The sequence below is a fragment of the Pseudomonas sp. JE3303 genome, from assembly GCF_056312565.1.
This window is the reverse complement of the sequence record NZ_JBWGIF010000001.1, coordinates 99,888-123,698: the sequence shown is the minus strand read 5'-3', so window position 1 is coordinate 123,698 and position 23,811 is coordinate 99,888. Positions and strand designations below refer to the sequence as shown.

The window sequence follows — 23,811 nt, the reverse complement described above, 5'->3', positions numbered from 1 at the left end:
GGATCCTCTGAATATTTGAACCGTTAAACCGCGGCTGCGCCGCCGACGATTTCCGAGATCTCCTGGGTGATCGCAGCCTGACGCGCCTTGTTGTAGATCAGCTGGAGCTCTTTGATCAAATCACCGGCGTTATCTGTGGCGTTCTTCATGGCGATCATCCGGGCCGCTTGCTCAGCAGCGTTGTTCTCGACCACCGCCTGGTAGACCTGCGACTCCACGTAACGGACCATCAAGCCGTCCAGCAGCTCTTTGGCATCGGGTTCGTAGAGGTAGTCCCAGTGGTGCTTGAGTTCTTGATCCGGGGTTGCCACCAACGGTACCAATTGCTCGACCGTCGGTTGTTGCGTCATGGTATTGATAAACTTGTTCGACACCACGGACAGGCGGTCGATACGACCGTCCAGGTAGGCATCCAGCATGACCTTGACGCTGCCGATCAGATCGTTGATCGATGGCTCTTCGCCCAGGTGGCTGATTGCCGCGACGACGTTACCGCCGAAGCTGCGGAAAAACGCCGCACCTTTGCTGCCGATCACGCACAGGTCGATTTCGACGGCCTGTTCGCGGTTGGCGTTCATGTCCTTGACCAGGGCCTTGAACAGGTTGGTGTTCAAGCCACCGCACAGACCACGGTCACTGCTCACCACGACATAACCGACGCGCTTTACTTCGCGATCGATCATGAACGGGTGGCGGTATTCCGGGTTGGCGTTGGCCAGATGACCGATAACCTGGCGGATACGCTCCGCATAAGGACGGCTAGCAGCCATGCGCATTTGAGCCTTGCGCATTTTGCTGACCGCCACTTTTTCCATGGCGCTGGTAATTTTTTGCGTGCTTTTGATGCTCGCAATCTTACTGCGAATCTCTTTTGCGCCTGCCATGTATCACCTATGAGGTTAGCAAGCGGGGGCCTGGGCCCCCGCTGCGGCTTACCAGGTCTGGGTGGCCTTGAACTTCTCGATACCGGCTTTCAGGCCTGCGTCGATTTCGTCGTTGAAGTCACCCTTCACGTTGATCTTCGCCATCAGTTCAGCGTGATCACGGTTGAAGAAGGCGATCAGTGCTTGCTCGAAGCTGCCGATCTTGGAGACTTCTACGTCAGTCAGGAAGCCACGCTCAGCGGCGTACAGCGACAGGGCCATGTCCGCGATGGACATCGGCGCGTACTGCTTCTGCTTCATCAGCTCGGTAACGCGCTGACCATGCTCCAGCTGCTTGCGGGTCGCTTCATCCAGATCGGACGCGAACTGGGCGAATGCAGCCAGTTCACGATACTGAGCCAGTGCGGTACGAATACCACCGGACAGCTTCTTGATGATCTTGGTCTGAGCGGCACCACCTACACGCGATACCGAAACACCGGCGTTCACTGCTGGGCGGATGCCCGAGTTGAACATGGCCGATTCCAGGAAGATCTGACCGTCGGTGATCGAGATCACGTTGGTCGGAACGAACGCCGAAACGTCGCCAGCCTGGGTTTCGATGATCGGCAGAGCGGTCAGGGAACCGGTCTTGCCAGTGACTGCACCGTTGGTGAACTTCTCTACGTACTCTTCGGAAACGCGCGATGCACGCTCCAGCAGACGGGAGTGGAGATAGAACACGTCGCCTGGGTACGCTTCACGTCCTGGTGGACGGCGCAGCAGCAGGGAGATCTGACGGTAGGCAACGGCCTGCTTGGACAGGTCATCGTAGACGATCAGCGCATCTTCACCGCGGTCACGGAAGAACTCGCCCATGGTGCAACCGGCGTAAGGCGCCAGGAATTGCAGTGCGGCGGATTCCGAAGCACTGGCAACCACCACGATGGTGTTGGCCATTGCGCCGTTTTCTTCCAGCTTGCGAACGATGTTGGCTACGGTGGAACGCTTCTGGCCGACGGCTACATAAACACAGAAAATACCGCTGTCTTTCTGGTTGATGATGGCGTCGATCGCCATGGCGGTCTTGCCGATCTGACGGTCACCGATGATCAGCTCGCGCTGGCCACGGCCGACAGGGATCATGGCGTCGACGGATTTGTAACCAGTCTGTACAGGCTGGTCTACCGACTTACGCCAGATCACGCCCGGAGCAACTTTCTCGACCGCATCGGTCTCGGTGTTGCCCAGTGGGCCTTTGCCGTCGATTGGGTTGCCCAGTGCGTCGACAACGCGACCCAGCAGTTCCTTACCAACAGGAACCTCGAGGATGCGGCCGGTGCACTTGGCGCTCATGCCTTCGGCGAGGGTGTCGTATGCGCCCAGTACTACCGCACCAACGGAGTCTTGCTCCAGGTTGAGGGCCATACCGAACACGCCACCCGGAAACTCGATCATTTCGCCGTACATGACGTCGGCCAGACCGTGAATCCGCACGATACCGTCAGAAACGCTGACGACGGTACCTTCGTTGCGGGCTTGAGAGGTGACATCGAGTTTCTCGATGCGACCCTTGATGATTTCACTTATTTCGGAAGGATTGAGTTGCTGCATTGCTCTGCTGCCCCTTCAAACTCAAGATTTCAATGCTTCGGCCAGTTTCGCGATTTTGCCGCGAACAGAGCCATCGATTACCAGGTCGCCGGCGCGGATAACGACGCCGCCGATCAGGCTGGCATCCTCCGTCGCATGCAGGCGCACTTCCCGGCTGAGCCGTGCACTGAGAACCTTGGCGAGTTTGTCTTGCTGTTCTTGGTTCAACGCAAAAGCACTGGTGACTTCCACGTCCACGGATTTTTCCTGCTCGGCCTTGTACAGGTCGAACAAGGCGGCAATCTCCGGCAATAGCAGGAGACGGTCGTTTTCCGCGGCGACATGAATGAAATTCTGTGCCTGTACATCAAACTTGTCACCGCACACGTCAATAAACGCGGCGGCCTTTTCTGCGCTCGTCAGTCGCGGGGCCTTGAGCAGGCGCTGCATGGTGCCGTCTTGCGACACCGCAGCAGCCAGGCCGAGCATGGCTGACCAATTGGCCAGTTGCTGATGGGCCTGGGCGTGCTCGAAGGCTGCCTTAGCGTAAGGTCGGGCCAACGTGGTCAGTTCTGCCATGATCGCCCTCGCTTAAATTTCAGCGGCCAGTTTGTCAACCAGCTCCGCATGCGCGTTTCGATCGATTGTGGCACCCAGGATCTTCTCGGCACCGCCGACGGCCAGGCTACCCACTTGGGCGCGCAGCGCGTCTTTGACGCTGTTGATTTCCTGTTCGATCTCGGCTTGAGCCTGAGCCTTCACACGGTCAGCTTCGACGCGGGCCTGGTCACGGGCTTCCTCGACGATCTGGGCACCGCGTTTCTTGGCTTGCTCAATGATTTCGGCTGCCTGAGTTTTAGCTTCGCGCAGTTGCTGACCCACTTTATCTTGGGCCAGCTCCAGGTCGCGAGCTGCTCGGTTGGCAGCGTCCAATCCATCTGCGATCTTTTTCTGGCGTTCTTGCAGAGCCGCGATGACCGGAGGCCACACGAACTTCATGCAGAACAGCACAAAGATAAAGAACGCAACGGACTGGCCAATCAGGGTTGCATTAATGTTCACGCCAACACCTCGCTCGTTCTTAGTCCATCACACCGCAAATCAACTCGTTGGAAACGAGTGATTAGCCAGCGATTTGACCGACGAAGGGGTTCGCGAAGGTGAAGAACAGTGCGATACCAACACCGATCATGGTTACGGCGTCGAGCAGGCCGGCAACGATGAACATCTTGACCTGCAGCATCGGAACCATTTCTGGTTGACGAGCAGCGCCTTCCAGGAACTTGCCGCCCAGCAGGCCGAAACCAATGGCGGTGCCCAGAGCACCCAGACCGATCAGCAGAGCAACAGCGATAGCGGTAAGACCAACTACAGTTTCCATCTTTCCTCCCGACTTTTACGTCGTATTGGTTAGGTTTTTTAATTTGAAGCGGTAAAACAAATCGTTTTGTACAACTGCCCTTGCGGACTTTTTAAGCCCTCCCCCATGTGGGCGGGAAGGCTATCAGACACGCCAGGCGGTCTTAATGGTTATCTTCGTGAGCCATCGACAGGTAGACGATGGTAAGCATCATGAAGATGAAAGCTTGCAGGGTGATGATCAGGATGTGGAACACGGCCCACGCCCATTGCAGCACCACACCCAGGCCGCTCAGCCACAGCAGGCCGGAGCCGAACATGACTGCGATCAGGATGAACACCAGTTCGCCGGCGTACATGTTGCCGAACAGACGCAGTGCCAGCGAGATCGGCTTGGCGATCAGGGTAACGAACTCGAGCAGGAAGTTGACCGGGATCAGCAGGATCTGCACGAAGATGTTCTTGCTGCCGAACGGGTGCAGGGTGAGCTCACCCAGGAAGCCGCCCAGGCCCTTGATCTTGATGCTGTAGAAGATGATCAGGGCGAACACGCTGAAGGCCATGGCCAGCGTTGCGTTCGGATCGGTGGTCGATACCGCACGGAATGGAATGTGCGGATCACCGGTGATCATGATCGCCAGCTGTGGGATCCAGTCAACCGGTACCAGGTCGACGGCGTTCATCAGGAACACCCAGACGAAGATGGTGAGCGCCAGCGGAGCGATGACGGCACTACGGCCGTGGAACGAGTCCTTGACGCTTCCGTGGACGAATTCGACCAGCACCTCGACGAAGTTCTGCAGGCCGCCAGGCTGACCGGAGGTCGCCTTCTTCGCCGCCATGCGGAACAACAGGATGAAGATCAGACCCAGTGCGACGGACCAACCCAGGGTGTCCACGTGGAACGCCCAGAAGCCCATTGCCTTGGCTTCTGCAGCCGAATGGGCAAAGCCCCAGCCGCCGTCTGGTAGTTGACCGTAGGTCAGGTTCTGCAAGTGGTGCTGGATATAGCCCGAAGCGGTTTCTTCTGCCATGGTTGCCTCAAACGCCCTAAGGTCTCGAAAGTCTTTTATTCATCAGCAGGGGCGCGAACCAGCTGACCAATAGGGTCAGCACGAAGACGCCGAAGACTGCTAACGGCGCCAGTGGCTTCACTCCTGCGAAGGTCAGTGCGAACAGCACTGCCGTCAAAATCAATTTGCCTGCCTCGCCTGCGTAGAACGACCTGACGATGGCCTGTGCTGCCTTGGCCCCGCTGAAGCGAAATGCCTTCCAGGCGAAATACACATTGGGTAGCCAGGCAATCAGCCCTCCGCAGAGACCTGAATAACCAGTGACCACCCCTTGCCACTGCCACAACACCAAAGTTGCCAGCAGAAATACCACGCATTGAGTCAGCAGTACCGGGAAAACTGCCCAGCGATGGAAAGGCAGGCGGTTTGGCGTGCGGGTTTCCATCACTACTGCTCCTCGTAAGTCGACCTTCCAGTCAGCAATGACTTGGCATAATTTGTGCCGACAAAATGCGCGCAGAGTATAGGGGTGGATTAACCCCTATTCAACTATCAGGTAGTGATTTCCGACTGCGCGCTACAACAGGAAGTGTTTCAGCGAATGTGTGCAAGGACACCTTGCAACTCATCGAGAGAGTTGTAGCGGATAACCAGCTGGCCCTTGCCCTTGTTCCCATGACGTATCTGTACAGCCGAGCCCAGGCGCTCTGCGAGACGCTGTTCAAGGCGTGCGATATCCGGATCAGGTTTGCCCGCTTCGACCGGCTCAGGCTTGCCGTTGAGCCACTGGCGCACAAGTGCCTCAGTCTGGCGCACGGTCAGTCCACGTGCGACAACATGACGCGCCCCTTCGACCTGCTGATCTTCTCCCAGACCGAGCAAAGCGCGCGCGTGACCCATCTCGAGATCACCATGGGCGAGCAGCGTCTTGATCTCTTCGGGGAGCGAAATCAGTCGCAGCAGGTTGGCCACGGTCACCCGCGACTTGCCCACGGCGTCGGCCACCTGCTGCTGGGTCAATTCGAACTCCTGCTGCAGGCGTTGCAAGGCCATGGCCTCTTCCAGCGGGTTGAGGTCTTCGCGCTGGATGTTCTCGATCAGGGCCATGGCAATGGCGGCCTCGTCGGGCACTTCGCGGACCATGGCCGGAACGGTATCCAGGCCAGCCAGCTGGGTGGCCCGCCAGCGACGCTCACCGGCAATGATTTCAAAGCGGTTGTCGCCGATCGGACGAACCACGATCGGTTGCATCACGCCTTGGCAGCGGATCGAGTTAGCCAGCTCTTCGAGCGCTTCCGGGTCCATGTCGCGGCGCGGCTGGTACTTGCCACGTTGGATCAGCTCGACCGGCAGATGTTGCAGTTCTTTCTGGTCGACCTTGTCAGCCTGCTCTTCGAGTGAGCTGACGGTAGGACCACTGAGCAGTGCATCCAACCCACGTCCGAGACCTCGTTTCTTAACGGCCATGCGGATTCCTTAAGTTGTCTGCGCAGTGCGAGTGGGTCGACGCTGACGGCGTACAAGCTCACCGGCCAGGGCCAGGTAGGCCAGCGCACCACGCGATTGCTTGTCGTAGGCCAGGGCAGGCATGCCGAAGCTCGGCGCCTCGGCAAGGCGGATGTTGCGCGGGATCACCGTGTCGTAGAGCTGCTCGCCGAAGTGTTCCTTCAGCTGCGCGGACACGTCGTTGTTCAGGCTCAGGCGCGGGTCGAACATCGTCCGCAGCAGGCCTTCGATCCTGAGCTCCGGGTTGAGCCGTTCGCCGATTCGCTTGATGTTGTCCACAAGGTCGCTCAAGCCCTCCAGCGCGTAGTACTCGCACTGCATCGGGATGATCACTCCATCGGAGGCGACCAGGCCGTTGAGGGTCAGCATCGACATCGACGGCGGGCAGTCGATGAGAATGAAATCGTAGTTCTCGCGGATAGGCGCCAGCGCCGTGCGCAGGCGACTTTCCTTCATCTGCATCTCCAGCAGCACCACTTCCGCGGCCGTGAGGTCCCGGTTGGCGGGCAGCAGCTGATAACCACCGTGCTCGGAGACGTGCATGGCCTGGGCGAGATCGCATTCACCGATCAGCAGGTCATAGACCGAATGGTCCAGGTCGTGCTTGTCCACGCCACTACCCGTGGTGGCGTTGCCCTGTGGATCGAGATCGATCAGCAGCACGCGTCGCTTGGTCGCGACCAGCGATGCGGCGAGATTGATACAGGTGGTGGTCTTGCCCACACCACCTTTCTGGTTCGCTATTGCGAATACCTTAGCCATTGTTGCGTGTGTTCCCCATCAAGCCGTGCGGCGCAGTATCAGCAGATGGCGCTGGCCTTGGCAACCCGGAACGGTCAAGGCACGCTCGCTCTCTACTGTGAAGTCTGCCGGCAATGCTACCAGTTCGTCGGCAGGATGGAGGCCTTTCATTGCCAGCCATGCTGTTTGATTGTCGCCCAGGTGCCGCGTCCAGTTGGTGAAGTTCTCCATGCTGCTGAACGCTCGGGAGACGATACCGCTGAATGCCTGGGCTGGCTGGAACTCCTCGACCCGCTTGTGGATAACCTGAAGGTTGTCCAGCTTGAGTTCCATTTTTACCTGGGTGAGAAAACGGGTCTTCTTGCCGTTGCTGTCCAACACGGTCACCTGCTTGTCCCGATGCAGGATAGCCAATGGAATCCCGGGCATGCCACCACCACTGCCAACATCCAGCCAACTTTTGCTGTCGCTGTGGATAAACGGCATGACGCTGAGGCTGTCGAGAAGATGGCGTGAAACCATTTCGTCGGGATCGCGCACGGCGGTCAGGTTGTAGGCCTTGTTCCATTTGATCAACAGGCCAAGGTAGCCCAGCAGTTGTTCATGTTGCACGGCGGTCAGCTCGACGCCGAGCTGGCGGGCGCCTGTGGACAACTCTTCGGCATGTTGCGGGGAAACCAGAGAACTCAAGCGGTTTGCTCCAACTCGCGGCCAGCGCCGCGTTTTTTCAGGTGAATCAGCAAGAGGGAAATCGCCGCCGGAGTGACGCCAGGAATTCGCGAGGCCTGGCCCAGGGTTTCCGGGCGGGTCTGGCCGAGCTTGCCCTGGATTTCCTTGGAAAGCCCCGATATCCCGGTGTAGTCGATGTCCACGGGCAGGCGGGTATCTTCGCTGGCGCGTAGCCGGGCAATCTCGTCCTGCTGGCGGTCGATGTAACCGGCGTACTTGGTCTTGATCTCGACCTGTTCGGCCACCTGCGCATCGGCGGGCTGACCGCCGGTCGCCTCGATCAGGCCTGCATAGTCGACTTCTGGCCGGGTCAGCAGGCTCAGGAGATTGTACTCATGGGTAAGCGGCGTGCCGAATTTCTCGGTGATGGCCTGGCCATGGGCGGTATCCGGGCGAACCCAGGTGGACTTCAGGCGCTGTTCCTCACGCTCGATGCCATCTCGCTTGGCGCAGAAGGCCGCCCAGCGCTGGTCATCGATAAGGCCGAGTTCGCGGCCTTTCTCGGTCAGGCGCAGGTCGGCGTTGTCTTCGCGCAGGATCAGCCGGTATTCGGCACGCGAGGTGAACATGCGGTACGGCTCCTGGGTACCCAGAGTGATCAGGTCGTCCACCAGCACGCCGATGTACGCCTCGTCACGCCGCGGGCACCAGCTGTCACGGCCCTGGGCGCGCAGCGCCGCGTTCGTGCCGGCCAGCAGGCCCTGGGCGCCAGCTTCTTCGTAGCCGGTGGTGCCGTTGATCTGGCCAGCAAAGAACAGGCCGCCGATGACCTTGGTCTCCAGGCTGTACTTCAGGTCGCGCGGATCGAAGTAGTCGTACTCGATGGCGTAGCCCGGACGCACGATATGCGCGTTTTCCATGCCCTGGATGGACCGCACGATCTGCAGCTGCACATCGAAAGGCAAGGAGGTGGAGATGCCGTTGGGGTACAGCTCATGGGTGTTCAGGCCTTCGGGCTCGATGAACACCTGATGGCTCTGCTTGTCGGCGAAGCGATGGATCTTGTCCTCGATCGACGGGCAATACCGAGGCCCCACCCCTTCGATGACGCCGGAGTACATCGGCGAACGGTCCAGGTTCGAGGCAATGATCTCGTGGGTGCGCGCGTTCGTGTGGGTAATCCAGCAACTGACCTGACGCGGGTGCATCTCCTTCGAGCCCATGAAGGACATCACTGGGATCGGAGTATCGCCTGGCTGTTCGGTCATGACTGAAAAGTCCACCGAGCGGCCGTCGATCCGCGGCGGAGTCCCGGTTTTCAGCCGACCCACGCGCAGCGGCAGTTCACGCATGCGGTGAGCCAGGGCCATTGCCGGAGGATCACCCGCACGGCCACCGGAATAGTTCTGCATCCCGATGTGGATAAGTCCGGCCAGGAAGGTCCCTGTAGTCAACACCACGGAGTCGGCCAGAAAACGCAGACCCATCTGCGTGACCACGCCGCGTACCTGGTCCTGCTCGACGATCAGGTCATCACAGGATTGCTGGAATATCCACAGGTTGGGCTGGTTCTCGAGGATCTCGCGCACGACCGCCTTGTAGATGGCCCGGTCCGCCTGGGCGCGGGTAGCGCGCACGGCCGGGCCCTTGCGATTGTTCAACACGCGGAACTGGATGCCGCTCTTGTCGGTGGCAAGCGCCATGACGCCCCCGAGCGCATCGATCTCCTTGACCAGATGGCTCTTGCCGATGCCACCGATAGCCGGGTTGCAGCTCATGTGACCGAGCGTTTCCACGTTATGGGTCAGCAGCAGGGTTTTCACACCCATGCGTGCTGACGCAAGCGCAGCCTCGGTACCGGCATGGCCGCCGCCGATGACGATCACTTCAAAACGGGAAGGGAAATCCACCACGCACCTCGTGCCTGTTTTTGCGAATAGAGAAGGTAAGCCGACAAGTATAGGGACTTACCCCCCTTCAAAGGAACCTTTTGCGCAAAATTTGACCAGCCTGTGGATGAGTGGAGCAATAGAAACAAAAAGAGAGAAATTTATAAAAGCTTTGTTTTTATGTTTATTCTTACACAGGCACAATTCTGTGGATAAATCTCTACACTCCGTATTTTACGTGATGTACAGAGTTTCAAAACCCTGTGCAGCACCCTGGATGAGGGTTCTGGATAAGCGGATTAAGCCTGTGGATGAAACGGCTATTTACCCACAGGCAGATTTATCTCCAACTTTGGAGCGTGGTTATCAACTGAGCTCAGATAGACTTTTCCACAGGGCTTATCCCGTGCACGGGCGAACGGAGTCGCGCTCGGAAAAGCCTCGACGGGAGTTAAACTGGGATTTGGGGGTCAGGCGGACAATACGCCTGTGGATGAAACTCGCGAAAACGGCATGAAACCGCTTCGAGGGAGGGTTATCCACCGGCCGTGACGTGCCGGTGGACGGGTTTTGCTATTTTCCGATGCAGAAGCTGGAGAAGATACGTCCAAGCAGATCATCGGAGCTGAACGCGCCTGTGATCTCACCGAGCGCGTGTTGCGCCTGACGCAAATCTTCCGCCAGCAGCTCGCCGGCGCCTGCAAGGGTGAGCTGCGCACGCCCGTGCTCCAGATGCGTGCTAGCCTGGCGCAGGGCCTCCAGATGCCGTCGGCGTGCACTGAAGCTGCTCTCGGCTGTCTGTTCGAAGCCCATGCAGGCCTTGAGGTGGTCGCGCAGCAGCTCCAGCCCGGTGTCGGCATCCCTGGCGCTCAGGGTGATCGTGACATGGCCGTCCTCGCTCTGTTCCAGCGCGACCTGTTCGCCACTGAGGTCTGCCTTGTTGCGAATCAGAGTGACCTTGGCAGGGTCTGGGCGCTGGTCCAGGAATTCTGGCCACAAGGCAAATGGATCGGATGCTTCGGGTGCGGTCGAGTCAACGACCAGCAACACTCGGTCCGCTTCGCCGATCGCCTTGAGGGCGCGCTCGACACCGATCTTTTCCACATGGTCCTCGGTATCACGCAACCCGGCCGTGTCCACCACGTGCAACGGCATGCCGTCGATGTGGATATGTTCGCGCAGGATATCCCGCGTGGTGCCGGCAATATCAGTGACGATGGCCGCCTCCCGCCCTGCCAGCACATTGAGCAGGCTTGACTTGCCCGCATTCGGACGGCCGGCTATGACCACGGTCATGCCGTCACGTAGCAGGGCCCCCTGCCCGGCTTCGCGCTGCACTGTGGACAAGTCGCTGCGCACGGCATCAAGCATGCTCAACACATGGCCGTCAGCGAGAAAGTCGATTTCCTCTTCCGGGAAGTCGATCGCCGCTTCCACATAGATCCGCAGGGCAATCAGCGCCTCGGTTAGTTTATCCACGCGTCGGGAGAACTCCCCCTGGAGCGAGCGCAATGCGTTGCGGGCAGCCTGGGTGGAACTGGCCTCGATGAGGTCGGCGATGGCCTCGGCCTGCGCCAGGTCGAGCTTGTCATTGAGAAACGCGCGTTCGCTGAACTCGCCAGGGCGCGCCAGTCGACACCCAAGCTGTACGCACTGCTGCAGCAGCATGTCCATCACTACCGGCCCACCATGACCCTGCAGCTCGAGCACATCTTCGCCGGTGAATGAGTTGGGCCCGGGGAAGAACAACGCGATGCCTTCGTCCAGCACACGTCCGGCCTCGTCCCGAAACGGCCCGTAGTGGGCATGCCGCGGGGTCAGGGTACGTCCGGTAAGAGCAAGGCCCGCCTGGGTCGCCAAAGGACCGGAAAGGCGCACGATACCCACACCCCCACGTCCCTGAGCGGTAGCGATCGCGGCAATGGTTTCACGCACAATGTTCATGCTGGATGCCTCAACAAATAAAACGACAGATAGCAAAAACGCCCCACTAGGGGGCGTTTTTATACACAGGCTAGTGGATCAGCCCGTCACGCAGAAGCTTTTTTACTCGCTCCCACGATACCGCGGGTGATGTACCACTGCTGGGTGATCGACAGGCAGTTGTTCACAACCCAGTACAGCACCAGACCAGCCGGGAACCACAGGAAGAAGAAGGTGAAGATGATCGGCATCAGCTTCATCACCTTGGCTTGCATCGGATCCGGCGGAGTCGGGTTCAGACGCTGCTGGATGAACATGGTCGCGCCCATGATGATCGGCAGGATGAAGAACGGATCCTTGATCGACAGGTCGGTGATCCAGAACATCCACGGCGCCTGGCGCATCTCCACGCTTTCAAGCAGTACCCAGTACAGCGCCAGGAACACCGGCATCTGCACAAGGATCGGCAGGCAGCCGCCCAATGGGTTGATCTTCTCTTTCTTGTACAGCTCCATCATCGCCTGGGACATCTTCTGGCGATCGTCACCGAACTGCTCCTTGAGCGAAGCGAGCTTCGGTGCAACGGCACGCATGCGCGCCATGGAGCGATAGCTGGCAGCCGACAGCGGGAAGAACAGACCTTTGATGAGCATCGTCAGAACGATGATCGACCAGCCCCAGTTACCGAGCAGGCTGTGGATATGTTGCAGCAGCCAGAAGATCGGCTGGGCAATGAACCAGAGAATGCCGTAGTCGACGGTCAATTCCAGTCCTGGGGACAACTCTTTCAGCTTGTCCTGGCTTTTCGGACCGGCGTACAGCATGGCGCTGGTTTCGGCCGTGGCGCCTGGCGCTACGTTCAGCGCTGGACCGGTAAAGCCGATGATGTAGTTGCCCTGGCTGTCCTTGCGGGTCTGGACGACGTTGTTGTCCGAGCTTTTCGGGATCCAGGCGGTCACGAAGTAGTGCTGCAACCAGGCGACCCAGCCGCCGGACACATTTTCTTTCAGACTACCTTTGTCGATGTCCTTCATGGACACCTTCTTGTACGGCTCCGAACTTGTCCACAGGGCCGCGCCGAGGTAGGTGGCGGTGCCGGTGGCAGTGCTCGACGACGGATCGGAGCTGGCATCACGCTTGAGCTGGGCAAACAGGTTGCCGCTCCAGGCCTGGCCGCTCTGGTTGTCGATCAGATACGACACGGTCAGGTCATATTCACCGCGCTTGAAGGCAAAGCGCTTGATGTAGTTGACGCCGTTGTCACTGAACTTCAGGTCGACGACCAACTGCTCCTGGCCATCGGCCAGCTGATAGCTGCGCTGCTCGGCGGTGTACAGCGGACGGCCACCGGCCCGGGCATCCGGACCGTTGGTGCCGGTCAGGCCGCTTTGCGCCAGGTAGGTACGCTCATTGCCGTTGTCGAACAACTGGAACGGAATGTCCGGATGATCCTGGCGGCGTGGGTACTTGGGCAGGTTCAGCTGGACGATATCACCGCCGACAGGGTCGATAGCCAAGTCCAGGACATCGGTCTTGATCCGGATCAGGTCCTTGCTTACGGCAACTGGCGCAAGCTCCGCTGGGCTGGAATCAGCATTGGTGCTGGGCACATCGGCATTTGCACCGGAATTGCCGGCCCGCGCGGTGTCCGGCAGTGCCGGGGCACCGTTGCTGGCGGCAGCATGCTGAGTCGGCAGGGCAGCCTGCCCATAGTCCTGGTTCCATTTGAGGACCATGACGTAGGACACGATTGCCAGGGCGACGATCAGGATCGTGCGTTTAATATCCATGATTACTCGGCTATCGAAGAATTTCGGGAGGAAGGAGCTGGCGGAACCGGATCGAAACCGCCCGCGTTCCACGGATGGCAACGCCCCAGGCGACGAACGGCTAGCCACCCGCCACGCAGAAGGCCATGCAATTCGATGGCTTCTTGGGCGTAACAGGAGCAGCTGGGGTAGAAACGACAGTGACTGGCCATCAGTGGACTAATGGCGTAACGGTAAAACTGGATCGGAACGAGTGCCAGTTTACGCATCGTGACTGTCTACCCCTGCAGAATCGGCGTTAACCGCTGGAGAGGGCCGACTGCGTGCGAGCCGCTTCCAGAGCTTGCCAAAATGTTGGTGCAATTCTGGGTTTTCAATCTCGCCCAACCCCTTGCGCGCGACGATCACGATATCCCAACCGGCAAGCATTTGCTGGTGCAGGCGAAAGGAATCGCGCATCAAACGTTTAAGGCGATTGCGTTGAACGGAGAGCTTGACGCTCTTCTTGCCGATCACCAGGCCCAGGCGGGGGTGATCAAAACCGTTCTCGCGGGCAAGGATAAGCAGGTTTTTCCCTGGAACCTTGCCGGTTGGGGAGTCGAAGACCGCTTTGAAATGCCGGGGTGTAAGCAGACGCTTATCCCGACTGAAGTCCTGACTCACCACCTGTGCCGAAAAATCAAATGGCCAGACGCTTACGGCCTTTGGCACGACGACGCGACAGTACGGCGCGGCCGTTCTTGGTAGCCATACGGGCACGGAAACCGTGAGTGCGCGCGCGCTTGATGGTGCTTGGTTGGAAAGTACGTTTCATGGCGTGTTACCTGGTTCGTCGACAACGGGCCGGAATGGCCCCCGTTTTAAGAGATCGGCGATTCTAGAGAAAGCAAGGCGATAGGTCAATTTCCAACCAGCGTTTCCTTTATGGATTTACGTGGATCAGCAGCGTGGCTGAACGGACTGCCCAAGGTCACGAAGGCGAATAAACATAGAAAAAAGAAAGAAGGATTTTATAAAGCTTTTCTAAAGATCTTATAAAGCTTATGTGGACAATCTTCTGTGGATAAACCCCTAGATGCCACGAAATTCGTGCTGTACAGAGATTCAAAAGTCTGTCGGTAACGCGTGCGGCACCTGTGCTGGACCTACGGAAAAGCTGTGGATTGAATGATTACTTGTCCACAGGTGTGTTATCCACAGATTTCCTGACAGGGTTGTGCATAGAGCTCATGGCAGCTTATCCACAGGGTTTATGCACAGGTGAATTGTGTGTTTTTAGACGCTAAATTGCTGATTTGTCGTCCTTCAAGTCGTAGGTGCATGTGGATAACTGCGCGTTCGGTCGGTACAATGGCTGCTTGTTTTTGCCTCACCGGCTTTCAAACTCAGGGGATATCCGTGTCAGTGGAACTTTGGCAGCAGTGCGTGGAGCTTTTGCGCGATGAGCTGCCTGCCCAGCAATTCAACACCTGGATCCGTCCGCTACAGGTCGAGGCCGAAGGCAACGAGTTGCGCGTCTACGCGCCCAACCGTTTCGTGCTCGACTGGGTCAACGAAAAGTACCTGGGCCGGCTTCTCGAGCTGCTGGGCGAGAAAGGCAACGGCATGGCGCCTGCGCTTTCCTTGTTGATAGGCAGCCGCCGCAGTTCGGCAGCACGTGCTGCGCCTACGGCCCCGGTGAGCGCTGCCATGGCGGCGTCCCAGGCGCAGGCCGCGCAAGTGGTCGCGCCTAGCGAACCGGTTGTCTCTCACGTTGCCGCGGCTGCGCCCGCGAGCGTGATCGAGCAAGCACCTTCGCGTGAAAGCTTCGACGCCATGGGAGATTCGCCTCCTGCGCCGGTTGCTGCCAGCCGTGCCGAACAGCGCACCGTGCAGGTAGAGGGTGCGCTCAAGCACACCAGTTATCTCAACCGGACCTTCACCTTCGAGACATTTGTAGAAGGTAAATCCAACCAACTGGCCAGGGCAGCTGCCTGGCAGGTGGCGGACAATCCGAAGCATGGCTACAACCCGCTGTTCCTTTATGGTGGTGTGGGCCTGGGTAAAACGCACTTGATGCATGCTGTGGGTAACCACCTGCTGAAGAAGAACCCCAATGCCAAGGTGGTATACCTTCACTCAGAGCGTTTCGTCGCAGACATGGTCAAGGCGCTGCAGCTCAATGCGATCAACGAATTCAAGCGTTTCTACCGCTCGGTGGACGCGTTGCTGATCGACGACATCCAGTTCTTCGCCCGCAAGGAGCGTTCACAGGAAGAGTTCTTCCACACCTTCAATGCCTTGCTTGAAGGCGGCCAACAGGTAATCCTGACCAGTGACCGCTATCCAAAGGAAATCGAAGGCCTGGAGGAGCGACTGAAATCGCGCTTCGGTTGGGGCCTTACCGTGGCCGTAGAGCCACCAGAGCTTGAGACCCGCGTGGCGATCCTGATGAAGAAGGCCGACCAGGCCAAGGTCGATCTGCCCCATGACGCCGCGTTTTTCATTGCCCAGCGCATTCGGTCCAACGTGCGTGAGCTTGAAGGCGCCTTGAAGCGTGTAATTGCACACTCTCACTTCATGGGCCGCGATATCACGATCGAGCTCATTCGCGAGTCTCTCAAGGACCTGCTGGCATTGCAGGACAAGCTGGTCAGTGTGGATAACATCCAGCGCACCGTGGCTGAGTACTACAAGATCAAGATTTCCGATCTGCTGTCCAAGCGACGCTCTCGCTCGGTGGCCCGGCCGCGTCAGGTTGCCATGGCGTTGTCCAAGGAGCTGACCAACCACAGCCTGCCAGAAATCGGTGATGTGTTTGGCGGCCGCGACCACACGACTGTCCTGCACGCCTGCCGCAAGATCAACGAACTCAAGGAGTCCGACGCGGACATCCGCGAGGACTACAAGAACCTGCTGCGCACGCTCACGACCTGATGGGCGTTGGCGCACCCTTTATGAAAGCAAGGGACTAGACCATGCATTTCACCATTCAACGCGAAGCCCTGTTGAAACCCCTGCAACTGGTCGCAGGCGTCGTAGAGCGACGTCAGACCTTGCCGGTACTGTCCAACGTGCTGCTAGTCGTGCAAGGCCAGCAGTTATCGCTGACGGGTACGGACCTGGAAGTCGAGCTGGTAGGCCGTGTGCAGCTCGAAGAGCCGGCCGAGCCGGGCGAGATCACCGTCCCTGCGCGCAAGCTCATGGACATCTGCAAGAGCCTGCCCAGCGATGTACTGATCGACATCAAGCTCGATGAGCAAAAGCTGGTGGTCAAGGCAGGACGCAGTCGCTTCACCCTGTCGACGCTGCCTGCCAATGATTTCCCTACAGTTGAAGAAGGCCCAGGTTCACTGACCTGTAGCCTGGAGCAGAGCAGACTGCGCCGCCTGATCGAACGCACCAGCTTCGCCATGGCGCAGCAGGACGTACGTTACTACCTCAATGGTATGCTGCTGGAGGTATCGACCGATACCTTGCGCGCCGTAGCCACTGACGGTCACCGCCTGGCCATGTGCTCGATGCAGGCGGCTATCGGCCAGGCCGACCGCCATCAGGTGATCGTTCCGCGCAAGGGCATCCTTGAACTTGCTCGTCTGCTGACCGATCCAGAAGGCATGGTCAGCATCGTCCTGGGTCAACACCACATCCGTGCGACCACTGGCGAGTTCACCTTTACGTCCAAGCTGGTGGATGGCAAGTTCCCAGACTACGAACGCGTTCTGCCCAAGGGTGGCGACAAGTTGGTGATTGGTGATCGCCAAGCGTTGCGTGAAGCATTCAGCCGGACCGCAATTCTGTCCAATGAGAAATACCGTGGTATTCGTCTCCAGCTTGCCGCAAGCCAGTTGAAGATCCAGGCGAACAACCCGGAGCAAGAAGAGGCAGAAGAAGAAATCGGCGTCGACTACAACGGCGGGTCTTTGGAGATCGGTTTCAACGTCAGCTATCTGCTGGACGTGCTTGGTGTCATGACTACGGAGCAGGTTCGCCTGATCCTGTCTGACTCCAATAGCAGCGCACTGCTGCAGGAAGCCGGCAATGACGACTCCGCTTACGTTGTCATGCCAATGCGCCTGTAAAGCCGAATCTCGATGTCCCTCCTACGCGTTTCAGTCACCGCGGTGCGCAACTTGCACCCGGTGACCTTCTCCCCCTCCCCCCGCATCAACATCCTGTATGGCGCTAATGGCAGCGGCAAGACCAGCGTGCTGGAAGCTGTGCACTTGCTGGGTCTTGCCCGTTCCTTCCGCAGCACACGACTGACTCCCGTTATTCAGTACGAGCAACCTATCTGCACTGTATTCGGGCAGGTTGATACCGGCGACGGCGGTTCCAGCAATCTCGGTGTCTCTCGCGAGCGCCAGGGTGACTTTACCATTCGTATCGACGGGCAGAATGCCAGAAGCGCTGCCCAGCTAGCCGAGATGCTCCCGCTGCAGTTGATCAACCCGGATAGCTTTCGGCTTCTCGAAGGTGCGCCGAAGATTCGACGACAGTTTCTTGATTGGGGAGTGTTCCACGTGGAACCTCGCTTCATGGCCACTTGGCAGCGCCTGCAGAAGGCGCTGCGGCAGCGAAACTCGTGGTTGCGGCATGGTACACTTGACGCTGTTTCGCAAGCCGCTTGGGACCGGGAATTGACCCTCGCGAGCGCGGAAATAGATGAATACCGACGCAACTACATCATGGCCCTCAAACCTGTCTTTGAGCGGACCCTGAGCGAATTAGTCGAGCTGGATGGCTTGGCCCTGAGTTACTACAGAGGCTGGGACAAGGATCGCGAACTTGGTGATGTACTTGCTGCTTCGTTGATGCGAGATCAGCAGATGGGGCATACCCAGGCTGGTCCCCAGCGCGCCGATTTGCGACTGCGCCTCGGCGCTCATAACGCCGCTGACATCCTCTCGCGGGGCCAGCAGAAGCTTGTAGTCTGCGCACTGCGTATCGCCCAAGGGCATCTCGTCAGTCAGGTGCGCCGCGGCCAATGTATTTATCTTGTAGATGACTTGCCCTCCGAGCTGGATGAGCAACATCGCCGCGCATTGTGTCGCTTGTTAGAAGAATTGAACTGCCAGGTCTTTATCACCTGCGTAGACCACGAATTACTGAGGGATTGCTGGCGGACGGATACGCCAGTCGCTTTGTTCCACGTGGAACAAGGCCGTATCACCCAGACCCACGACCATCGGGAGTGAAGGCATGAGCGAGAATCAAACGTACGACTCTTCCAGCATCAAGGTGCTGAAAGGTCTGGATGCCGTGCGTAAGCGCCCTGGCATGTACATTGGCGACACCGATGATGGTAGCGGCCTGCACCACATGGTGTTCGAGGTGCTCGACAACTCAATCGACGAAGCCCTCGCGGGTCACTGCGATGACATCACCGTTATCATTCACCCGGACGAATCGATCAGTGTCCGTGACAACGGTCGCGGCATTCCGGTTGATGTGCATAAAGAAGAAGGCGTATCCGCAGCTGAGGTCATCATGACCGTACTGCACGCTGGCGGTAAGTTCGACGACAACTCGTACAAAGTGTCGGGCGGTCTGCATGGCGTGGGTGTTTCGGTAGTGAACGCCTTGTCAGAGAAGCTGGTGCTGACAGTACGCCGTAGCGGCAAGATCTGGGAACAGACCTATGTCCATGGCGTGCCTCAAGCCCCGATGGCGATCGTTGGCGAAAGTGAAACCACTGGTACTCACATCCTGTTCATGCCGTCGGCTGAAACCTTCAAGAACATCCATTTCAGCTGGGACATTCTTGCCAAGCGAATCCGTGAGTTGTCTTTCCTCAACTCCGGCGTCGGCATCCTGCTGAAAGACGAACGTAGCGGCAAGGAAGAGTACTTCAAGTACGAAGGTGGTCTGCGCGCATTCGTGGACTACTTGAACACCAACAAGACTCCGGTCAACTCCCAGGTGTTTCACTTCAACGTCCAGCGTGACGATGGCGTGGGCGTGGAGATTGCGCTGCAGTGGAACGACAGCTTCAATGAAAACCTGTTGTGCTTTACCAACAACATTCCTCAGCGCGATGGCGGTACTCACCTGGTTGGTTTCCGTTCAGCGCTGACCCGGAACCTGAACAACTATATCGAGCAGGAAGGTCTGGCCAAGAAAAACAAGGTCTCGACTACTGGAGACGATGCACGTGAAGGCCTCACCGCGATCATTTCGGTCAAGGTGCCAGATCCAAAGTTCAGTTCTCAGACCAAAGACAAGCTGGTTTCGTCCGAAGTCAAAACAGCGGTCGAACAGGAGATGGGCAAGTACTTCTCCGACTTCCTGTTGGAGAACCCGGCAGAAGCCAAGGCCGTGGTTGGCAAGATGATCGACGCTGCCCGTGCCCGTGAGGCGGCTCGCAAGGCGCGTGAGATGACCCGTCGTAAAGGCGCTCTGGATATCGCTGGCCTGCCAGGCAAGCTTGCCGACTGCCAGGAGAAAGACCCTGCCCTCTCCGAACTTTACCTGGTGGAGGGTGACTCCGCAGGTGGTTCGGCTAAACAAGGCCGTAACCGCAAGACCCAGGCTATCCTGCCGCTGAAAGGCAAGATCCTCAACGTCGAGAAAGCTCGCTTCGACAAGATGATCTCGTCCCAGGAAGTGGGCACACTGATCACCGCCTTGGGCTGTGGTATTGGTCGCGATGAGTACAACATCAACAAGCTGCGTTATCACAACATCATCATCATGACCGATGCTGACGTTGACGGTTCGCACATCCGTACCCTGCTGTTGACCTTCTTCTTCCGTCAGCTGCCAGAGCTGGTCGAGCGTGGCTACATCTACATCGCTCAGCCGCCGCTGTACAAGGTCAAGCGTGGCAAGCAGGAGCAGTACATCAAAGACGACGAAGCCATGGAAGAGTACATGACCCAGTCGGCCCTGGAAGATGCCAGCCTGCACCTGGACGAAGATGCACCACCCGTTTCGGGCGTTGAGCTCGAGCGCCTGGTGAACGACTTCCGCTCGGTAATGAAGACCCTCAAGCGTCTGTCGCGTCTGTACCCGCAAGAGCTGACCGAGCACTTTATCTACCTCCCGGAAGTGACCCTTGAACAGCTGGGCGATCACAGCGTCATGCAGGGCTGGTTGAACAAGCTGCAGGCGCGTCTCAGCACCAGCGAGAAGTCAGGCTTGGCTTACAAGGTCAGCCTGCGTGAAGACAAGGAGCGAAGTGTCTGGCTGCCGGAAGTGGAAATCACCTCCCACGGTCTAGCCAGCTACATCACCTTCAACCGTGACTTCTTCGGCAGCAACGACTACCGCACTGTTACCGCCCTGGGCTCCAAGCTCAGCACCCTGTTGGGTGAAGGTGCTTACGTGCAGCGTGGCGAGCGCAAGAAAGCCGTGGTCGAGTTCAAGGAAGCGCTGGAATGGTTGATGAACGAAACCGCCAAGCGCCACACTATCCAGCGATACAAAGGTCTGGGCGAGATGAACCCTGACCAGCTCTGGGAAACGACCATGGACCCGACCGTGCGCCGCATGCTGAAAGTGACGATCGAAGACGCTATCGGGGCTGACCAGATCTTCAACACCCTCATGGGCGATGCGGTAGAACCACGCCGCGAGTTCATCGAAAGCAACGCACTATCGGTGTCCAACCTGGACTTCTGACCAGCGCTGTTGAGACATGACCCCGGCCTGCGCCGGGGTTTTTTGTTTAGAGGCTTTGCCTGACGTGGATCATGGCATGGCTAGGCATACCCCGGCAGTCTCGAACGGCGCCTTCAACATGGCCAGGCACTAGACTGGAATGACGCACAACAGGAGACAGCCAATGAACATCGGCCGCAACATGCAGGTGGAAGCGCTGTTCGACAAGGCAACCTCGACCATAAGCTACCTGGTCATGGACAGCGCCTCGAGACAGTGTGCGATCATCGACAGCGTGCTCGGCTTCGATGCCAAGTCCGGCCGCACTGACACGGCTTCCGCAGACAGCCTGATCACCCGAGTCAAGGAATTGGGCGCCGAGGTGCAGTGGATCCTGGAGACACATGTGCATGCCGATCACCTTTCGGCAGGTGCTTATTTGAAATCTGAGCTGGGCGGTAAAATTGCCATCGGCAGCCGTATCACCCAAGTGCAGAAGGTATTCGGAGCGCTGTTCAATGCCGAGGTGGGGTTTGCCCGCGATGGCAGCCAGTTCGATGTGTTGTTCGACGACGACCAGGCGTTCGCCATTGGTAACTTGCAAGCCCGTGCACTGCACACGCCCGGTCATACGCCCGCCTGCATGACGTATCTGGTGGAAGACGCTGGCGACCAAGCCGCCTTTGTCGGCGATACCTTGTTCATGCCTGACTACGGCACCGCGCGTTGTGACTTCCCGGGTGCCGACGCCCGCACGCTGTATCGCTCTATCCAGCGTATATTCGCCCTCCCCTCTGATACACACCTGTTCATGTGCCATGACTACCCGCCAGGTGACCGCGAGATGCGTTTTGCAACGACCGTTGCCGAACAGCGTACGGGCAACATCCATATCCATCAGGGCGTCAGCGAAGACAGTTTTGTGGCCATGCGCGAGGCACGTGACGCTACCCTGGACATGCCTGTGCTGATACTGCCCTCGGTGCAGGTCAACATGCGCAGTGGTCAGTTGCCTGAGCCTGAAGCCAACGGCGTGCGTTACCTGAAAATCCCACTGAATGTGCTTTGATGGAAAAACGTCTGCATGATTGTTGAGATGTTGCTGGGCATGATCATCGGCGCCGTACTGGCGCTGACAGGTGCTGGCGGTGGGATACTTGCGGTACCTCTGCTGGTGTTCGGACTGGGCCTGCCCATGGTCGAAGCCGCGCCGGTCGGTTTGCTCGCAGTGGGCCTGGCAGCAACAGTGGGTGCCTTGCTGGGCCTGCGTCAGGGAGTAGTGCGTTATCGCGCTGCACTGTTTGTTGCGCTGATCGGTATTGCAGCGACGCCTTTCGGGCTCCTGCTCGCCCATCGTTTGCCGAATGCTCCGCTGGCGCTGCTGTTCTCGGCGGTTCTGGCGTATGCCTGCCTGCGCATCTGGCGCAAGGCCCGTCGGGAGCTTCGCGGTGAGTCGCCCTGCGGACCTCGCCAGCTCATGCCTTGTGTAATGAATCCGCAGCAAGGCAGGTTGCGTTGGACACTGCCCTGCGCTCGGGCGCTGGCCTGCACTGGCCTGTTGTCAGGGCTCATGTCCGGCCTGCTCGGCGTGGGTGGCGGTTTTGTGATCATCCCGGCCTTGAATCGCTATACCAATCTGGAAATGAAGAGCATCGTCGCAACCTCACTGGCCGTGATTGCCCTGGTATCGACCGGCAGTGTGGTCACGGCCAGCCTGGTAGGCGCCATGCAATGGGAGGTCGGCGGGCCCTTCGCTGCAGGTGCCGTGCTGGGTCTGTTACTGGCGCGCCCGCTGTCGAGCAAGCTGGCAGGCCCGCGGCTCCAGCAGCTGTTTGCCTTCACCGGCCTTGCTGCCGCCATGTTGCTGGCTGGCAAGGTCCTGTTGGGCTGAAGTCACTCAGCGAGCAGGTCGGCCTGCTCCTGCGCGCACAGAGCAATCAGGTAGTCCCAGACCACGCGCAAGCGAACTGACTTGTGAAGCTCCCGGCGAGTGCAGATCCAGTAGCTGCGCTGGATCGTCTCGCTGGGCATCACCCGTACCAGGTGCGGGTCATGCCGGGCCATGTAGTTGGGCAGCACCGCGATGCCCAGCCCAGCCCTCGCCGCCTGCTGCTGGGCGATCACGCTGGTGCTGCGAAACGCCACGCTCGGCGCTCGGCAGAAGCTGTTGAGAAACAGCAGCTCCTGACTGTATAGCAGATCATCCACGTAGCCGATCCAGCTGTGCCGCGCCAGGTCCTCGCGTTGCTGTAACAGCGGTGCCTTTGCCAGATATTCACGGCTGGCATAAAGCGCCAGCCGGTAGTCGGTGAGCTTGCGGGTAATCAGCAGATCAGCGTTGGGCCGCTCCAGGTGAATACTGATTTCGGCCTCGCGATTCAGAATGCTGACAAATCGCGGCACCGCCACCAGCTCTACCTCCAGGCCTGGGTAGCGCTCGAACAGCGCGTTCATGCGTGGCGTAAAGAACATGATACCGATGCCCTCGGTTACGCCGAGACGGATCTTGCCCAGTGGCGTGCTTGCCTGGCTGATTTCCTCCTGCGCCAGCAAGGCGACGTTCTCCATGGCCTCGGCATGCTTTAGCAGCGCCTGGCCTGAGGGCGTCAGCTCGTAACCCTGGGCGTGCTGGACAAACAAGGCCGTGCCGAGGCTTCGCTCGATGTTCTCGATATGGCGGGCGACGGTGCTGTGGGTGGTGTTGAGGCGCTTGGCTGCCGTAAGGAGCCGGCCGCTGCGCTGCAACTCGAGGAAAAACCGCAGATCATTCCAGTCGAACATGCTTTTCCTTGTGAATCAGGCGTTCACGAGCGTTGTGCTAAAACGCACAGCAGTTGCGCGAAATCTAACGTTTCCTTCGCGAAATTAATCAATAACATGGATCGGGACAAGAACAATAATCAGG

The 23,811-nt window shown here is 58.6% G+C and carries 23 protein-coding genes; 6 read left to right on the top strand and 17 right to left on the bottom strand.

Annotated elements, in window-relative coordinates; all coding sequences use genetic code 11:
• Nucleotides 1-23 precede the first annotated feature (23 nt).
• From atpG to rpmH, 16 genes are all read right to left on the bottom strand, one after another.
• Nucleotides 24-884 carry a F0F1 ATP synthase subunit gamma gene (gene atpG, locus AC0ZZU_RS00620; protein WP_324123174.1) on the bottom strand — a complete coding sequence of 287 codons (861 nt, stop codon included), beginning with the start codon at nucleotides 882-884 and terminating at the stop codon, nucleotides 24-26.
• A gap of 48 nt (nucleotides 885-932) precedes the next feature.
• Nucleotides 933-2,477: a F0F1 ATP synthase subunit alpha gene (gene atpA / locus AC0ZZU_RS00615; RefSeq protein ID WP_324123175.1), complete on the bottom strand. Its 1,545-nt coding sequence runs from the start codon at nucleotides 2,475-2,477 to the stop codon at nucleotides 933-935.
• A gap of 21 nt (nucleotides 2,478-2,498) precedes the next feature.
• Nucleotides 2,499-3,035 carry a F0F1 ATP synthase subunit delta gene (locus AC0ZZU_RS00610; RefSeq protein WP_158460827.1) on the bottom strand — a complete coding sequence of 179 codons (537 nt, stop codon included), beginning with the start codon at nucleotides 3,033-3,035 and terminating at the stop codon, nucleotides 2,499-2,501.
• A 12-nt stretch (nucleotides 3,036-3,047) separates the two neighbouring features.
• Entirely contained in the window at nucleotides 3,048-3,518 is a 471-nt protein-coding gene (locus AC0ZZU_RS00605) for a F0F1 ATP synthase subunit B (RefSeq protein ID WP_158460828.1), read from the bottom strand.
• A 61-nt stretch (nucleotides 3,519-3,579) separates the two neighbouring features.
• Nucleotides 3,580-3,837: a F0F1 ATP synthase subunit C gene (gene atpE / locus AC0ZZU_RS00600; RefSeq protein WP_003097235.1), complete on the bottom strand. Its 258-nt coding sequence runs from the start codon at nucleotides 3,835-3,837 to the stop codon at nucleotides 3,580-3,582.
• 142 nt (nucleotides 3,838-3,979) lie between these two features.
• A complete protein-coding gene (gene atpB / locus AC0ZZU_RS00595; protein WP_476338269.1) occupies nucleotides 3,980-4,849 on the bottom strand; it encodes a F0F1 ATP synthase subunit A in 870 nt (289 codons plus the stop codon).
• A 16-nt stretch (nucleotides 4,850-4,865) separates the two neighbouring features.
• Nucleotides 4,866-5,273: a F0F1 ATP synthase subunit I gene (locus AC0ZZU_RS00590; protein WP_476338267.1), complete on the bottom strand. Its 408-nt coding sequence runs from the start codon at nucleotides 5,271-5,273 to the stop codon at nucleotides 4,866-4,868.
• A gap of 149 nt (nucleotides 5,274-5,422) precedes the next feature.
• A complete protein-coding gene (locus AC0ZZU_RS00585) occupies nucleotides 5,423-6,295 on the bottom strand; it encodes a ParB/RepB/Spo0J family partition protein (RefSeq protein ID WP_476338265.1) in 873 nt (290 codons plus the stop codon).
• A 9-nt stretch (nucleotides 6,296-6,304) separates the two neighbouring features.
• On the bottom strand, nucleotides 6,305-7,096 hold the full coding sequence (locus AC0ZZU_RS00580; protein ID WP_476338263.1) for a ParA family protein: 792 nt from the start codon (nucleotides 7,094-7,096) through the stop codon (nucleotides 6,305-6,307).
• A gap of 18 nt (nucleotides 7,097-7,114) precedes the next feature.
• Nucleotides 7,115-7,765, bottom strand: a complete 651-nt coding sequence (gene rsmG / locus AC0ZZU_RS00575) for a 16S rRNA (guanine(527)-N(7))-methyltransferase RsmG (protein WP_476338261.1) — start codon at nucleotides 7,763-7,765, stop codon at nucleotides 7,115-7,117.
• Nucleotides 7,762-9,654, bottom strand: a complete 1,893-nt coding sequence (gene mnmG, locus AC0ZZU_RS00570; protein ID WP_476338259.1) for a tRNA uridine-5-carboxymethylaminomethyl(34) synthesis enzyme MnmG — start codon at nucleotides 9,652-9,654, stop codon at nucleotides 7,762-7,764. The genes rsmG and mnmG overlap by 4 nt, the downstream gene beginning before the upstream one ends.
• Nucleotides 9,655-10,206: 552 nt before the next feature.
• Entirely contained in the window at nucleotides 10,207-11,577 is a 1,371-nt protein-coding gene (gene mnmE, locus AC0ZZU_RS00565) for a tRNA uridine-5-carboxymethylaminomethyl(34) synthesis GTPase MnmE (RefSeq protein WP_476338257.1), read from the bottom strand.
• A gap of 86 nt (nucleotides 11,578-11,663) precedes the next feature.
• Complete coding sequence (yidC, locus tag AC0ZZU_RS00560; RefSeq protein ID WP_476338255.1) at nucleotides 11,664-13,346, bottom strand: membrane protein insertase YidC; 1,683 nt, start codon at nucleotides 13,344-13,346, stop codon at nucleotides 11,664-11,666.
• Nucleotides 13,347-13,348: 2 nt separating this feature from the next.
• Nucleotides 13,349-13,594 (bottom strand): membrane protein insertion efficiency factor YidD, encoded by a 246-nt coding sequence (gene yidD, locus AC0ZZU_RS00555; protein ID WP_476338253.1) that lies wholly within the window; start codon nucleotides 13,592-13,594, stop codon nucleotides 13,349-13,351.
• On the bottom strand, nucleotides 13,587-13,991 hold the full coding sequence (gene rnpA / locus AC0ZZU_RS00550) for a ribonuclease P protein component (RefSeq protein WP_191622473.1): 405 nt from the start codon (nucleotides 13,989-13,991) through the stop codon (nucleotides 13,587-13,589). Before rnpA ends, yidD begins: the two co-directional genes overlap by 8 nt.
• 13 nt (nucleotides 13,992-14,004) lie before the next feature.
• Nucleotides 14,005-14,139: a 50S ribosomal protein L34 gene (rpmH, locus tag AC0ZZU_RS00545; RefSeq protein ID WP_003253163.1), complete on the bottom strand. Its 135-nt coding sequence runs from the start codon at nucleotides 14,137-14,139 to the stop codon at nucleotides 14,005-14,007.
• A 584-nt stretch (nucleotides 14,140-14,723) separates the two neighbouring features.
• Between rpmH and dnaA the strand changes: the two genes are divergently transcribed.
• The 6 genes from dnaA (at nucleotide 14,724) to AC0ZZU_RS00515 (ending at nucleotide 22,797) form a co-directional block, all read left to right on the top strand.
• Entirely contained in the window at nucleotides 14,724-16,241 is a 1,518-nt protein-coding gene (gene dnaA, locus AC0ZZU_RS00540) for a chromosomal replication initiator protein DnaA (protein ID WP_476338251.1), read from the top strand.
• A 41-nt stretch (nucleotides 16,242-16,282) separates the two neighbouring features.
• Complete coding sequence (gene dnaN / locus AC0ZZU_RS00535) at nucleotides 16,283-17,386, top strand: DNA polymerase III subunit beta (protein ID WP_158460839.1); 1,104 nt, start codon at nucleotides 16,283-16,285, stop codon at nucleotides 17,384-17,386.
• Between the two features lie 12 nt (nucleotides 17,387-17,398).
• Complete coding sequence (gene recF / locus AC0ZZU_RS00530; RefSeq protein ID WP_476338248.1) at nucleotides 17,399-18,502, top strand: DNA replication/repair protein RecF; 1,104 nt, start codon at nucleotides 17,399-17,401, stop codon at nucleotides 18,500-18,502.
• 4 nt (nucleotides 18,503-18,506) lie between these two features.
• Nucleotides 18,507-20,927, top strand: coding sequence for a DNA topoisomerase (ATP-hydrolyzing) subunit B (gene gyrB, locus AC0ZZU_RS00525; protein WP_476338246.1), 2,421 nt, complete (start codon nucleotides 18,507-18,509; stop codon nucleotides 20,925-20,927).
• A gap of 163 nt (nucleotides 20,928-21,090) precedes the next feature.
• Entirely contained in the window at nucleotides 21,091-21,975 is an 885-nt protein-coding gene (locus AC0ZZU_RS00520; RefSeq protein WP_476338244.1) for an MBL fold metallo-hydrolase, read from the top strand.
• Between the two features lie 15 nt (nucleotides 21,976-21,990).
• On the top strand, nucleotides 21,991-22,797 hold the full coding sequence (locus tag AC0ZZU_RS00515; protein ID WP_476338242.1) for a sulfite exporter TauE/SafE family protein: 807 nt from the start codon (nucleotides 21,991-21,993) through the stop codon (nucleotides 22,795-22,797).
• A gap of 2 nt (nucleotides 22,798-22,799) precedes the next feature.
• Here the strand turns inward: AC0ZZU_RS00515 and AC0ZZU_RS00510 are convergent, their stop codons facing one another.
• Nucleotides 22,800-23,687, bottom strand: a complete 888-nt coding sequence (locus AC0ZZU_RS00510; RefSeq protein ID WP_476338240.1) for a LysR family transcriptional regulator — start codon at nucleotides 23,685-23,687, stop codon at nucleotides 22,800-22,802.
• Nucleotides 23,688-23,811: the final 124 nt, after the last annotated feature.

Coding starts and splice junctions, on each gene's coding strand:
- atpG (WP_324123174.1), bottom strand. CDS start 884: ATGGCAGGCGCAAAAGAGATTCGCAGTAAGATTGCGAGCATCAAAAGC.
- atpA (WP_324123175.1), bottom strand. CDS start 2,477: ATGCAGCAACTCAATCCTTCCGAAATAAGTGAAATCATCAAGGGTCGC.
- AC0ZZU_RS00610 (WP_158460827.1), bottom strand. CDS start 3,035: ATGGCAGAACTGACCACGTTGGCCCGACCTTACGCTAAGGCAGCCTTC.
- atpE (WP_003097235.1), bottom strand. CDS start 3,837: ATGGAAACTGTAGTTGGTCTTACCGCTATCGCTGTTGCTCTGCTGATC.
- atpB (WP_476338269.1), bottom strand. CDS start 4,849: ATGGCAGAAGAAACCGCTTCGGGCTATATCCAGCACCACTTGCAGAAC.
- AC0ZZU_RS00590 (WP_476338267.1), bottom strand. CDS start 5,273: ATGGAAACCCGCACGCCAAACCGCCTGCCTTTCCATCGCTGGGCAGTT.
- AC0ZZU_RS00585 (WP_476338265.1), bottom strand. CDS start 6,295: ATGGCCGTTAAGAAACGAGGTCTCGGACGTGGGTTGGATGCACTGCTC.
- AC0ZZU_RS00580 (WP_476338263.1), bottom strand. CDS start 7,096: ATGGCTAAGGTATTCGCAATAGCGAACCAGAAAGGTGGTGTGGGCAAG.
- mnmE (WP_476338257.1), bottom strand. CDS start 11,577: ATGAACATTGTGCGTGAAACCATTGCCGCGATCGCTACCGCTCAGGGA.
- yidC (WP_476338255.1), bottom strand. CDS start 13,346: ATGGATATTAAACGCACGATCCTGATCGTCGCCCTGGCAATCGTGTCC.
- yidD (WP_476338253.1), bottom strand. CDS start 13,594: ATGCGTAAACTGGCACTCGTTCCGATCCAGTTTTACCGTTACGCCATT.
- rpmH (WP_003253163.1), bottom strand. CDS start 14,139: ATGAAACGTACTTTCCAACCAAGCACCATCAAGCGCGCGCGCACTCAC.
- dnaN (WP_158460839.1), top strand. CDS start 16,283: ATGCATTTCACCATTCAACGCGAAGCCCTGTTGAAACCCCTGCAACTG.
- recF (WP_476338248.1), top strand. CDS start 17,399: ATGTCCCTCCTACGCGTTTCAGTCACCGCGGTGCGCAACTTGCACCCG.
- gyrB (WP_476338246.1), top strand. CDS start 18,507: ATGAGCGAGAATCAAACGTACGACTCTTCCAGCATCAAGGTGCTGAAA.
- AC0ZZU_RS00520 (WP_476338244.1), top strand. CDS start 21,091: ATGAACATCGGCCGCAACATGCAGGTGGAAGCGCTGTTCGACAAGGCA.
- AC0ZZU_RS00515 (WP_476338242.1), top strand. CDS start 21,991: ATGATTGTTGAGATGTTGCTGGGCATGATCATCGGCGCCGTACTGGCG.
- AC0ZZU_RS00510 (WP_476338240.1), bottom strand. CDS start 23,687: ATGTTCGACTGGAATGATCTGCGGTTTTTCCTCGAGTTGCAGCGCAGC.